The organism is Actinoplanes awajinensis subsp. mycoplanecinus, assembly GCF_001509495.1.
In the GTDB taxonomy this organism is placed as follows: Bacteria; Actinomycetota; Actinomycetes; order Mycobacteriales; family Micromonosporaceae; genus Actinoplanes; species Actinoplanes palleronii.
Genome location: NZ_LLZH01000097.1, coordinates 109,166 through 121,340 on the forward strand (window position 1 = coordinate 109,166; position 12,175 = coordinate 121,340).

The window sequence follows — 12,175 nt, forward strand, 5'->3', positions numbered from 1 at the left end:
TCATACCGATGGGGGACGCCGCATGCGACACTGTGCGGATGCGGCGTCTCGTGTTCTCGATCGTGCTAGGTGTGGGCCTGGTGGGGATCGGTGGCACCGGCGCGTTCGCCGCTGACCCGACGCCAACGGCGACGGTCAGTGCCAAGGCGACGCCCGGTAAGAAGATTTGCAAGGTCCAAGACCCACTGCTCGACGAGGTCTCCGGCCTGGTCGCGACGAAGAGCGGCTTCATCGCGATCGACGACGGCACGGAACTCGATTCCAAGAGGAAAGTCTTCTTCCTGGACGCCAAGTGCAACGTCACGGGTACCCCGGTGTCCTACAGCAGCGCGCCGCGCGACCCCGAGGACATGATCGTCTCGCCGAAGGACGGCTCGATCTGGATCGCCGACACCGGCGACGGCGGGATCCGTACCGGCGAGGAGGCCCGGCCCTCCGTCGTGCTGTGGAAGATGCCGGCCAACGGGAAGAAGAAGCCGGTGCTCTACCGGCTCACCTACCCGGACGGTGACGCGCACGACGCCGAGGCGCTCCTGATGAGCACGGACGGCACGCCGTACATCGTGACCAAGGAGCTCGGCACGGCGTTCATCTACAAGCCGTCCGCCGCGATGAAGCCCGACACCAAGACCGGTGTGCCGCTGACCAAGGTCGGCGAGCTGTCGGTGCAGGCCACCGAGACCGCGGGCAACTCGTTCGCCAAGGTCTTCAACCGGGTGATCACCGGCGGGTCGGTCTCGCACGACGGGTCGAAGGTCGTGCTGCGGACGTACACCGACGCGCTCGAGTGGGATGTCAAGAACGGTGACATCCTGGCCGCGCTGAAGAACAAGCCGCGCACCACCGGCCTGCCGAACGAGCCGTTCGGTGAGGCGATCTCGTACAGCGCCGACGACAAGTCGTTCTTCACGGTCTCCGACATGAACGGCGACAAGGAGACCGCGAACTGGATCCGGCAGTACGAGCCGGCCACCACGGTCGCGACGGTCTCCAAGAAGCAGTCCGGTGCCGGCGCCGAGGCGGCGTGGTATTCGGACCTGAGCGTGGACGACATCACGTACATGGTCGGCGGGATCGGCCTGGTCGGCCTGATCCTGGTCGGTGCCGGGGTCTTCGGCATCGTCCGGTTCCGTAAGCAGCACCCGGCCGGGATCGACGTCGACAAGGCGCCGAGCGGCGCGCTCGACCCGGTCGATCCGGCGACCGAGCTGATCGGGGTGGGCGGTCCGCCGCAGCGCCCCGGCGCCGCTTACGGTGGCAACGGCCCGGTGTACGGCGCCAAGTCCGGTCCGCCGGCCGGCGGCGGGCAGCCGCGCCCCGGCACGTACGGCGGCGGCGCTCCCCAGTACGCCCGCCCGTCCGGTGGCCAGCCGCAGCAGCAGCCGCCGCGCCCGCCGCAGGGCCAGCCCCCGCGCGGCCCGCAGCAGCGTCCCCAGCAGGGTCAGCCGCCGCGTCCGCCGCAGGGCCAGCCGGCCCGTGGTCCGCAGGGGCAGCCGCCGCGTGGCCCGCAGCAGCCGCGGTCGCCGCAGCCACCGGCTCGCGGCCCGCAGCCGCCGCCCGGCCGCGGTGGTGGCGCGGGTGGTGGTGTCTACGGCGGTCAGCAGGGTGGCGGTCAGCGTCCGCCGCAGGGTGGTCAGCCGCGTCCGCCGCAGGGCGGTCAGCGTCCGCCCCAGGGCGGCCAGCCGCGTCCCCCGCAGGGCGGTCAGCGTCCGCCCCAGGGCGGCCAGCCGCGCCCGCCCCAGGGTGGCCAGCGTCCGCCGCAGGGCCGCGACGACGACCGTCGCTGATCAGACGTGAAAGGCCGGCGCCCCCGTGGGGGTGCCGGCCTTTTCTGTTGTCCGTGCCCGCCTGACGGCCGGAACCGGCCGCCGCCTCGCGTCGCCTCACGGGCGGGACGTGGCGCGTCGCCTACGGACGGGACCCGATTGGTCGTACCGGAAAAGGGTTAGACCCGGCGCAGGACAGCGACCACGCGCCCCATGATCGTCGCGTCGTCGCCCGGGATCGGGTCGAAGGCCGGGTTGGCCGGCATCAGCCAGACGTGGCCGTCGCGCTGGCGGTAGCTCTTCACGGTGGCCTCGCCGTCGATCATCGCGGCCACGATGTCGCCGACCTCGGCGGTGGGCTGCTGGCGGACCACCACCCAGTCGCGGTTGCAGATCGCCGCGTCGATCATCGAGTCACCCTTGACCTCGAGCATGAAGACCTCGCCCTCGCCGACCAGCTCGCGCGGCAGCGGGAAGAAATCCTCCACCGCCTGCTCCGCGAGGATCGGGCCGCCGGCCGCGATCCGGCCGATCAGCGGCACGTAGGCCGGCTGCGGCCGGGCGGCCCGCAGACCCTCGTCGTCGACCAGCTCACCGGGGGAGCGGACGTCGACGGCGCGAGGCCGGTTCGGGTCGCGGCGCAGGTAGCCCTTGGTCTCCAGGGCCTTCAGCTGATAGGCCACGCTCGACGGGGAGACCAGGCCGACGGCCTCGCCGATCTCCCGGACGCTGGGCGGGTAACCGTATTTCTCGCCCCACTCGCGGATGAACTCGAGGATCCGGCGCTGGCGGGCGGTGAGGTCGCTGGCGACCGGCTCGGTCATGCTGCCGACCGCGGTCACCGAGCGCAGCTGCGGGGCGTCGGCGGAGCGGGCCCGGCTCGGGGTGCGGCGTCGCATCGCGGCCGCGGCGCCGCCGGCCTCGGGCGCGGCGGTCGGTTGCTGCCTGGTCGGTTGCTGCTCTCGGCTCGTGCGGTCGTCGGTCGACACGTCCGCCCTCCCTGTCGGCCAGTGCCTGTCGGCACGTGGTGCGTCGCGGAGCCGGACGTCGCCGTGGGGATGGCGTTTGGTCCGGCTGACCCCTCTTGACAGGAAACCGTAGTAGGCGGGTGCGACATATTCAAACATCTGTACGAGATTCTCCCGGCGTGTCGCCCGTCAGGACTGGATTTTCGTACTCCCGTTCTGATAAACCGTCGTACGGGCGTTCTATCGAACGGGTGTCCGAGAGAAAGGGAACAGTCATGCTCACCAGTGGTGCGCGACACGCCGAACCCGCTCTGCGGCTGACCCGGCGTGGCCGGTTGGTGCTGCTCGGCCTCTTCTTCGCGATGGCCACTCTCGCGAGTGTCGTGTTGTTCACGGCCGCCTCGCAGGCCTGACGCCGCGTGCCCGATGGGGTGCCACGTCATGGTCGTGCCCGGTTCACCCGGTAGCGGCAACCGGTTTCCCGACCCGCCGGGTGATCACGCGTTCACCTGGGGTGATGAGGTGCAGAATACGGCGCGTCGGCACGTCGTTTGACTTGCATCGGTGTCCGCACCGGCATAGCGTCTTCCCCAACATGTAGTGGTTGCACAGAACAAGTCGTCCACAGGTTGGGTTTTCACTCCCCGGTTTTCCATACGTTCCCGCACAGCCGCGCCGATGCTCATACCAGGCGAGGCTGTGTTTCGGCGTGTCCGGAAAGCCCTGGGTGAGCGGTGAAGGGGGAGATCGCGGTGCGTTGCCCGTACTGTCGGCACGCGGATTCGCGTGTCGTGGACTCGCGTGAGGCCGACGACGGTCAGCTGATTCGTCGCCGCCGCTCGTGCCCGGAGTGCGGCAAGCGATTCACCACGGTCGAGGAAGCGGTGCTCGCGGTGGTCAAGCGCAGCGGCGTGACCGAGCCCTTCAGCCGTACGAAGATCATGAGTGGGGTGCGCAAGGCCTGCCAGGGCCGGCCCGTCGACGAGGACTCCATCGCGCTGCTCGCGCAGCGGGTGGAGGAAGCCGTCCGGGCCCGTGGCGCTGCCGAGCTGCCGAGCCACGAGGTCGGTCTGGCGATTCTCACGCCCTTGCGTGAACTCGACCAGGTCGCCTATCTCCGGTTCGCCAGCGTCTACAAGTCCTTCGACTCGCTCGACGAGTTCGAGAAGGAGATCGCCGCACTTCGCGAGGCGCCGTCCGTCCGGGAAGCCGGCACGCGTCACCCGATCGCGCCGCGATCCGGCGGGTCCCGCGCACCCAAGATCAACGGCTGAACGACACACCAGAGCTAGACCTTCAGCGGTTTCTAAGAGGGGGAGCACGTTCATATGGCCGGAGACGGCATCACAGCAGGTCGCCAGCGCAGCCGGGCCAACGGCGGAAACGGCGTGGCGGCCGGGGGGCTGCGTGTGGAGCGGGTGTGGACGACGGCGGGCGTCCACCCGTACGACGAGGTGGAGTGGGAACGCCGCGACATCGTCATGACCAACTGGCGTGACGGCTCGATCAACTTCGAGCAGCGCGGCGTCGAGTACCCGACGTCGTGGAGCGTCAACGCCGCGAACATCGTGACGACCAAGTACTTCCGTGGCGCGGTGGGCACCCCGGAGCGCGAGTGGTCGCTGAAGCAGCTGATCGACCGGGTCGTGCAGACCTACCGCAAGGCCGGCGAGGAGTACGGCTACTTCGCCACCCCCGCCGACGCCGAGACGTTCGACCACGAGCTCACCTGGATGCTGCTCCACCAGGTCTTCAGCTTCAACTCGCCGGTCTGGTTCAACGTCGGCACGAAGTCGCCGCAGCAGGTCAGCGCGTGCTTCATCCTCTCCGTCGACGACTCGATGGACTCGATCCTCGACTGGTACAAGGAGGAGGGGCTGATCTTCAAGGGCGGCTCCGGCTCCGGTGTCAACCTGTCCCGGATCCGGTCGTCCAAGGAGCTGCTGTCGTCCGGGGGGACGGCGAGCGGCCCGGTCAGCTTCATGCGCGGCGCGGACGCCAGCGCGGGCACCATCAAGTCCGGTGGCGCCACCCGTCGTGCGGCCAAGATGGTCATCCTCGACGTGGACCACCCGGACATCGAGGAGTTCGTCTCGACCAAGGCGCGCGAGGAAGACAAGATCCGCGCGCTCCGGGACGCCGGCTTCGACATGGACCTGGGCGGCGCCGACATCGTCAGCGTGCAGTACCAGAACGCCAACAACTCGGTGCGGGTCAGCGACGAGTTCATGCGGGCCTACGAGGCCGGCACCGAGTTCGGCCTGCGCGGCCGGCTCAACGGCGAGGTCATCGAGACCATCGACGCCCGCAAGCTCTTCCGCGGCATCGCGAAGGCCGCCTGGGAGTGCGCCGACCCGGGCCTGCAGTACGACGACACCATCAACGACTGGCACACCAACCCCGAGACCGGCCGGATCACCGCGTCCAACCCGTGCTCGGAGTACATGTCGCTGGACGACTCGTCCTGCAACCTGGCCTCGCTGAACCTGATGAAGTTCCTCAAGGCCGACGGTGGCTTCGAGACCGAGAAGTTCGTCAAGAGCGTCGAGTTCATCATCACCGCGATGGACATCTCGATCTGCTTCGCCGACTTCCCGACCGAGAAGATCGGCGTCACCACCCGGGCGTACCGCCAGCTCGGCATCGGGTACGCGAACCTGGGCGCGCTGCTGATGGCGTCCGGCCTGCCGTACGACTCGGACGGCGGACGCAACGTCGCCGCGGCGATCACCTCGCTGATGAACGGCACGGCGTACCGCCGCTCGGCCGAGCTCGCCGGTGTCGTCGGCGCGTACGACGGCTACGCCCGCAACGCCGAGGCGCACCAGCGCGTCATGCGCAAGCACGCCGCCGCGAACGACGAGATCCGTCCGCAGGGCCCGGTCGCCACCGAGATCGTCCGTGAGGCGACCAAGCAGTGGCAGTCCGGCAACAAGCTCGGCGCGAAGCAGGGCTGGCGCAACGCGCAGGCGTCGGTGCTCGCGCCGACCGGCACCATCGGCCTGATGATGGACTGCGACACCACCGGCATCGAGCCCGACCTGGCACTGGTCAAGTTCAAGAAGCTGGTCGGCGGCGGCTCGATGCAGATCGTCAACCAGACCGTGCCGCGCGCGCTGCGCAGCCTCGGGTACCCCGAGGAGCAGGTCGAGGCGATCGTCGAGCACATCTCCGAGCACGGCAACGTGGTGGACGCGCCCGGCCTGAAGACCGAGCACTACGCGGTCTTCGACTGCGCCATGGGCGAGCGGTCGATCGCCCCGATCGGCCACGTCCGGATGATGGCCTCGGTGCAGCCGTTCATCTCCGGCGCCATCTCCAAGACGGTCAACATGCCCGAGACGGCGACCGTCGAGGAGATCGAGGAGATCCACTACCAGGGCTGGAAGCTCGGCCTCAAGGCGCTCGCGATCTACCGCGACAACTGCAAGGTCGGCCAGCCGCTGTCGGCCGGCAAGGGCAGCAAGGCCACCGCGGCCACGCAGGTCCCGGCCGAGGTGTCCCAGGCGGTCGAGAAGATCGTCGAGAAGGTCATCGAGTACCGCCCGATCCGCAAGCGCCTGCCGAAGAAGCGCTCGTCCGAGACGGTCTCCTTCTCGGTCGCCGGCGCCGAGGGTTACCTCACCGCGTCGTCCTACCCGGACGACGGCCTCGGCGAGGTCTTCCTGAAGATGTCGAAGCAGGGCTCCACCCTGGCCGGTGTGATGGACGCCTTCTCGGTGGCCATCTCGATAGGGCTCCAGTACGGCGTTCCGCTGGAGACGTTCGTCAGCAAGTTCACCAACATGCGCTTCGAGCCGGCCGGCATGACCGACGACCCGGACGTGCGGATGGCGTCGTCGGTGATGGACTACATCTTCCGTCGCTTGGCGCTGGACTTCCTGCCCTACGAGACCCGCTCCGAGCTGGGCATCTTCACCGCCAAGGAGCGCACGGCCCAGGCGCAGGCCGAGGCCGCCGCCGAAGCCGCCGGTATCGACCTGCCCGGGATGGCCGCGTCCGCCCCGGTCGCGATCCCGACCGGCTCGTCCACCGTCACGGTGGCCGAGGCGAAGGCGTCGACCACCCCGGCGGCCACGGCCGCCCCGGTCAGCGTGGGCTCGTCTACCGAGCTGCTGGAGCTGGTCACCGGGCACGCCGCGGATGCGCCGCTCTGCTTCACCTGCGGCACCAAGATGCGCCGCGCGGGCAGCTGCTACGTGTGTGAGGGCTGCGGCTCCACGTCCGGCTGCAGCTAGGCGGTAAGCGTGGAACGGGCCGTGCGCGTCAGCGCACGGCCCGTCTGCGTCTCAGCGTTTCTGTGGGGTGTCCCGGAGCCAGCTGCCGAAGTCCACCGCCGTCCGCACCCCGTGCTCCAGCACCGCCGTGCAGACCTCGAACCCGCCCGGGTACTCCGGCCGGCTGTGCCACACCGACTTGATCGCCAGGATCGCCTGCCGCTCCTCGTCGGTCAGCCGCTCGGCCAGCCCGGCGTGCCACTGACTCGCCGCGGCATGGTCGTCGTGCAGCCAGATCGACAGGTCCACACGCCAGTCGCCGACGGTGAGCGTGACGTGGTGTCGTGCATCCGGGCCTTGGTCACCACGCTCGTCCCGGTAGGCGAAACCGGTCAGCCCGGGGATCCCGACAGCCTTGCCGAGCAGCGCGACGACGTCGGCCGGGCTGAACTCCGGGCCGCCGAGCATCATCACGTCGAGGTCGCGCCAGACCAGCAGTCCGGAGACATAGCTGCCGGTGGGCGTGATCGGTCCCAGCGGCTCCAGCAGCGCGAGCACGGATCGCGCCTCCGCCTGCAGTTCCTCGGGCCGGCCCATGTCGCCCTCCTTCCATATCCCTCGATGCGCCACCGGTCACGGCGGCGCGGATCCATCGATGCGCCGCGGCGAACCGGGGCGAGAAGATGTCGCTTCGCGCCCATTGTGGGACGCGGTCATTCCGCCCCCGCTGCCGGGCTCACCGGACCACCTCCGCTTTAACGTGTAAGTTCAGCCGGTGAGCAGCATCGACGTCCTCCCGGCCCGGGTGCAGACCGCCAAGATCGCGGTAGGGGTCACGTTCGCCCTGAACGGTCTCGCCATCGCCGGCTGGCTGGCCCGGGCCCCCGCGATCCGGGACGGGCTGGAGCTCTCCACCGCCGGGTTCGGCCTGTTGCTGCTCTGCATGTCCGGCGCCTCGGTCGCGTCGATCCCGCTGGCCGGCCCGCTGGTGCAGCGCGCCGGCCCGGCCCGTGCGGTGCTGCTGGGCAGCATGTCGATGGTGTTCGGCCTGGTCGCGCTGGCCACCGGCACGCTGCTCGGCTCGGTGGCGCTGGCCGGGTCCGCCCTGCTCTTCTGCGGTTTCGGGGTCAGCACCTGGGACGTCGCGATGAACGTCGAGGCGGCCGACGTCGAACGCCGCCTGCAGCGCACGATCATGCCCCGGTTCCACGCCGGTTTCAGCCTGGGCACGGTCGGCGGCGCCGGCGTCGGCGCGCTCACCGCGGCGGTCGGCCTGCCGGTCTGGGCCCAGCTGTATCTCACGGCCGCGGTCATCGTCGCGGTCCAGATCGTGGTGGTCCGCCGCTTCCTGCCGCACGTCGAGCCGGAGCCCGGCGCCCGTCCCGTGATCACCGCCGGTCAGGTCTGGCGCGAGCCGCGCACCGTCCTGATCGGCCTGATCATGCTGGGGTTCGGCTTCACCGAGGGCACCGCCAACGACTGGCTGGCGATCAGCCTGGTCGACGGCTATCACACCGGCGACACCATGGGCGCGATCGGCTTCGGCGTCTTCGTGACCGCGATGACCGCGGGCCGCATGGTCGGCGGCCAGGCCACCGACCGCTGGGGCCGCGTCCCGGTGCTCCGCGTGACCGCCTTGGCCGCGCTGGCCGGCCTCCTGCTGGTCGTCTTCGGCGGTTCGATCCCGTTCGCCCTGGCCGGCGCCCTGCTCTGGGGCCTGGGCGCCTCGCTGGGCTTCCCGATCGGCATGAGCGCCGCCGCCGACGACCCGATCCGCGCCGCCATGCGCGTCTCGGTGGCCGGCTCCATCGGCTACGGCGCCTTCCTGGCGGGCCCCCCACTGATCGGCTTCCTGTCCGAACACTTCGGCCCCCGCAACGGCCTGCTCTGCGTCCTGGCCGCCCTGCTCATCGGCCTGGCCACCTCCCACGCCGCCAAGCCGGCCCCCTGACCGCAGCCGCCACCCGCGGACCGGTCTGCCGAACGACCGTCACGATCAAATTCAAAAGATCGATGTCGTGCGTCCGCTGGGGTACAGATCGCCGCTCCCGCCGGGACCCTCCGGGTGCCGCTGGCCGCTACGCGTCCACAACGCGACCCCCTCCGGGCGACGTCCGCGCTCCTCAAGGTCACCCCAACCCCAACACCGAGCCCCCATCCGCAACCCGACAGCAAGCAGCGTGTGATTTTTGGGTGCGGAGCGCGCCCAAACTCCCCACGCAAGCCGCCAACGAGCGTTGTGTGGGGTTTTTGGGTGCGGAGCGCGCCCAAACTCCCCACGCAAGCCGTCAACGAGCGTTGCGTGGGGTTTTTGGGTGCGGAGCGCGCCCAAACTTCACACGCTGGCTGCCGCCGGTCGGGGTCAGCGGTGTTCGGTGAGGAAGTCGGTGATCACGGAGGCGAGCAGGGTGGGCTGTTCGACCACCATGGCGTGGGAGGCGTCGGCGAGCTGCAGGTGGCGCAGGTTCGGCACGGCCCGGGCCTGGGCCAGCAGGAACCGGCGGTGCGCCGCGTACAGGTCGGCGAACGGCTCCTGCTCCGGCAGGTTGCGGGTGGCCAGCACGAGCAGCGACGGGCAGGTGGTCGCGGCGTGGACCGGGGTCAGGTCGAGCTCGTTCATCAGCGTGCGGAGCTGGGTCACGACCTCGAAGGTGGGCCGGAACGTGGTCCGGCCGTCCTTGCCGTGCACCAGGTTGCGGCGGAAGCCCTCGATCCACACCTTCTCGTTGGCGCCCATGTCCCGGGCCGCCATCTGCTGGCGCTCCACCAGGTCGGCCAGCTCGCCCGCCTCGACGGTCTGCCCGGCGGCGGCCTCCACCATGTCGAAGACCGCGGCCAGGCGGTCCAGCTCGGCCTCGGCCTTCTCCCGGTCCAGGCCGAGGAGCTGGTCGGGCCGGGTGGGTGGCGGGTTGCCGTCCAGGCTCACCACGCCGGGGGACTCCGGGTGGCGCTCGCCCCACAGCGTGGCCACCATGCCGCCCAGCGAGTGCCCGACCACGGCGGGCCGGTCGAGTTCGAGTTTCACGCAGACCGCGGCCAGGTCGCCGAGCGCGGCGTCCCAGCTCCACGGCCCGTCCGCGGAACGGCCGTGCCCGCGCAGGTCGACGGTGACCACCCGGTGGTGCGGCCGCAGCGCGCGGGCCAGCACGGTCATCTGGGCGAGGTTGCCGCCCGCACCGTGCAGGAGCAGCAGCGGTGGCGCGTCGCCCCCGAAGTCGCGAACGGCGATCTGCACGTTCCCCGCGTCGACAAGACTGTCGTGGATCATTGCCCCTCCTCTTCCGTGAACTGAAGCCCGGGCTCGGCCCGCAGCAGGCGTTCCCGGACCGCGTCGACCGGCACGCCGCCGTCCGGATGCCGGGGGAGCTTGCCCCGGCGGATCAGGTCGTGCACGCCCTGCCGGCTGATGCCGAGCATCGCGCCGGCCATCGCGTAGGTGACCGACGCCGCGAACGGGTGCCCCACCCGGCGGGCCACCGCCTGCCCGAGCGGTGTGCTCCACCACGCCACCGGCGGCGCGAACGCGTGATCGTCCGGATAGAGCGTGGCGATCAGCCGGGCGATGGTGCGCACCGCGTCCGGCTCGGGACCGTGCTCGATGACGGCCGCCCAGTCGAGCGCGCGCCGGTGCAGCCGCCCGCGGACCGTGTCCACGCTCGCGTCCCCCTCGAGCAGGATCTCCAGCGGGTCGGTCAGGCGCACGTCGAGCAGGTGGGCGATCTGCTCCGCCAGCGCACCGGACCCACTGCTCATGCCCTGATCGTGCGCTACTTGACAAGACGTGTCAAGTAGCCCGCCGTGCGACCCCGGCGTCACTGTCCGTACATCGATGGACTGCCACTTCCGCTCACGCCCGCGGGGCAATAAGGTGTGCCCCGAACCGGGAGGGAATCACTAGTGCGTACGGGTTTCGCCGTTCTCGGCGTCGTCGCGTTGCTCGCCGTGTCCGGCTGCAACGAGAAGGAAGACGTGCCGACGAAGCTACCCCCGGTCACCGTCGCCCAGGTGCCGGCCGCCTCCGCGGGCGGCGCGTGCATCCTGTGGGACTGGGGCTTCATCGAGGAGAAGATCGGCGTCCAGTTCGGGGTCGCCGCCTCCGACCAGGTCGACGACACGTCCACCTGCGTGGTGCAGACCGTCAGCGGCTCCTGGCCCGACCTGTCGGTGTCGGTGGTCGAGCAGACCAAGGCGGACGCCAAGATCTTCCTGGCCGAGCGGATGCCGAAGAAGGCGGTCAAGCTCAAGGGCCTCGGCAAGGCCGCGTACCGGCTGAACGGCGCGGCGACCGGCGGGCACGGCCCGACCGTGGAGATCGGCTGGCTGAGCGAGGCCGAGCAGCTGCAGACCTTGAAGTTCACCTTCGCCAAGGGCGCGTCGAAAGCGACAGTGACCCAGATGAACGCCAAGCTGCTCGACCTTGCCAAGGCGATGGACACCACCGACGGCTGACCGAGCCCGCCGGTGGACGATCAGCGAGCCGCGACGAACACCCGCGACGCGACCTCACGCGGCAGCCGGATCTTGTCACCCGACTTGTCGATGGTCACCCCGTCCCGCTCCTGCGCGACCGTCACCGTCGTACCCGGGTCGATGCCGGCGGCGTGCAGCTGCCGCAACACGTCCGCGTTCGTCTGGACGCTCTCGCAGATCCGGGACACCACGACGCTGCCGGTCAGGCCGGGGAACGCCAGGTTGCGCTCGCCGTGGGCGAACGGGTCGACGGTGTCGTCGGACAGGCCCAGCTGTTCCAGCCCGGGGATCGGGTTCCCGTACGGCGAGCGGGTCGGCTTGTTCAGCAGCTCGTAGACCCGGCGCTCGACCGAGTCGCTCATCACGTGTTCCCACCGGCACGCCTCTTCGTGGGCTTCCTCCCACGGCATGCCGATCACGTTGACCAGTAGTAGTTCCGCAAGCCGGTGCTTGCGCATGACGGAGACGGCGGTGGCCCGGCCCTCCTCGGTCAGCACCAGGTGACGGTCTCCCTCGACGGTGAGCAGACCGTCCCGCTCCATGCGGGCGACCGTCTGGCTCACCGTGGGGCCGCTCTGGTGCAGGCGCTCGGCGATGCGCGCGCGCAGCGGAGGCACGCCTTCTTCTTCGAGTTCGAGAATGGTCCGGAGATACATCTCGGTGGTATCGACAAGGTCGTTCACGATGCGGTCCTCCCAGCAGCGATGTTACCGCGTGGCGGGGGGTTGACATCCGCCCCGAGCAAGTGCCAGGA

Annotated in this window: 11 protein-coding genes; 6 read left to right on the plus strand and 5 right to left on the minus strand. The window is 70.2% G+C overall.

The annotated features are described in order from the left end of the window. Positions 1-38 precede the first annotated feature (38 nt). Complete coding sequence (locus tag ADL15_RS13740) at positions 39-1,787, plus strand: hypothetical protein (RefSeq protein WP_067689387.1); 1,749 nt, start codon at positions 39-41, stop codon at positions 1,785-1,787. A gap of 158 nt (positions 1,788-1,945) precedes the next feature. Here the strand turns inward: ADL15_RS13740 and lexA are convergent, their stop codons facing one another. After that, a complete protein-coding gene (gene lexA, locus ADL15_RS13745) occupies positions 1,946-2,755 on the minus strand; it encodes a transcriptional repressor LexA (protein WP_067689390.1) in 810 nt (269 codons plus the stop codon). A 254-nt stretch (positions 2,756-3,009) separates the two neighbouring features. Between lexA and ADL15_RS52900 the strand changes: the two genes are divergently transcribed. From ADL15_RS52900 to ADL15_RS13755, 3 genes are all read left to right on the plus strand, one after another. Further along, the gene (locus tag ADL15_RS52900; protein ID WP_157441349.1) at positions 3,010-3,147 is read left to right on the plus strand and encodes a hypothetical protein; all 138 of its coding nucleotides are present in this window, start codon (positions 3,010-3,012) and stop codon (positions 3,145-3,147) included. A 339-nt stretch (positions 3,148-3,486) separates the two neighbouring features. After that, on the plus strand, positions 3,487-4,008 hold the full coding sequence (nrdR, locus tag ADL15_RS13750) for a transcriptional regulator NrdR (RefSeq protein ID WP_067689778.1): 522 nt from the start codon (positions 3,487-3,489) through the stop codon (positions 4,006-4,008). Positions 4,009-4,062: 54 nt separating this feature from the next. Further along, positions 4,063-6,972: a vitamin B12-dependent ribonucleotide reductase gene (locus ADL15_RS13755; RefSeq protein WP_067689393.1), complete on the plus strand. Its 2,910-nt coding sequence runs from the start codon at positions 4,063-4,065 to the stop codon at positions 6,970-6,972. A gap of 51 nt (positions 6,973-7,023) precedes the next feature. On the opposite strand, the gene ADL15_RS13760 is transcribed toward ADL15_RS13755, so the two are convergent. Further along, entirely contained in the window at positions 7,024-7,548 is a 525-nt protein-coding gene (locus ADL15_RS13760) for a hypothetical protein (protein WP_067689396.1), read from the minus strand. A 178-nt stretch (positions 7,549-7,726) separates the two neighbouring features. Here ADL15_RS13760 and ADL15_RS13765 point away from each other — a divergent pair, with 178 nt between their 5' ends. Next, complete coding sequence (locus tag ADL15_RS13765; RefSeq protein WP_067689399.1) at positions 7,727-8,902, plus strand: MFS transporter; 1,176 nt, start codon at positions 7,727-7,729, stop codon at positions 8,900-8,902. A 411-nt stretch (positions 8,903-9,313) separates the two neighbouring features. Here ADL15_RS13765 and ADL15_RS13770 read toward each other — a convergent pair whose 3' ends face one another. Together ADL15_RS13770 and ADL15_RS13775 are read right to left on the minus strand one after the other, a co-directional pair. Then, positions 9,314-10,219 (minus strand): alpha/beta fold hydrolase, encoded by a 906-nt coding sequence (locus ADL15_RS13770; RefSeq protein WP_067689403.1) that lies wholly within the window; start codon positions 10,217-10,219, stop codon positions 9,314-9,316. Then, entirely contained in the window at positions 10,216-10,704 is a 489-nt protein-coding gene (locus ADL15_RS13775) for a MerR family transcriptional regulator (protein ID WP_067689406.1), read from the minus strand. Before ADL15_RS13775 ends, ADL15_RS13770 begins: the two co-directional genes overlap by 4 nt. Before the next feature lie 144 nt (positions 10,705-10,848). On the opposite strand from ADL15_RS13775, the gene ADL15_RS13780 reads away from it, so the two are divergent. Beyond that, entirely contained in the window at positions 10,849-11,400 is a 552-nt protein-coding gene (locus ADL15_RS13780) for a hypothetical protein (protein WP_067689409.1), read from the plus strand. Positions 11,401-11,420: 20 nt separating this feature from the next. On the opposite strand, the gene ADL15_RS13785 is transcribed toward ADL15_RS13780, so the two are convergent. Then, on the minus strand, positions 11,421-12,107 hold the full coding sequence (locus ADL15_RS13785; RefSeq protein WP_083971222.1) for a metal-dependent transcriptional regulator: 687 nt from the start codon (positions 12,105-12,107) through the stop codon (positions 11,421-11,423). Between the last annotated feature and the right edge of the window lie 68 nt (positions 12,108-12,175).

Coding starts and splice junctions, on each gene's coding strand:
- ADL15_RS13740 (WP_067689387.1), top strand. CDS start 39: ATGCGGCGTCTCGTGTTCTCGATCGTGCTAGGTGTGGGCCTGGTGGGG.
- ADL15_RS52900 (WP_157441349.1), top strand. CDS start 3,010: ATGCTCACCAGTGGTGCGCGACACGCCGAACCCGCTCTGCGGCTGACC.
- ADL15_RS13770 (WP_067689403.1), bottom strand. CDS start 10,219: ATGATCCACGACAGTCTTGTCGACGCGGGGAACGTGCAGATCGCCGTT.
- ADL15_RS13760 (WP_067689396.1), bottom strand. CDS start 7,548: ATGGGCCGGCCCGAGGAACTGCAGGCGGAGGCGCGATCCGTGCTCGCG.
- ADL15_RS13775 (WP_067689406.1), bottom strand. CDS start 10,704: ATGAGCAGTGGGTCCGGTGCGCTGGCGGAGCAGATCGCCCACCTGCTC.
- ADL15_RS13755 (WP_067689393.1), top strand. CDS start 4,063: ATGGCCGGAGACGGCATCACAGCAGGTCGCCAGCGCAGCCGGGCCAAC.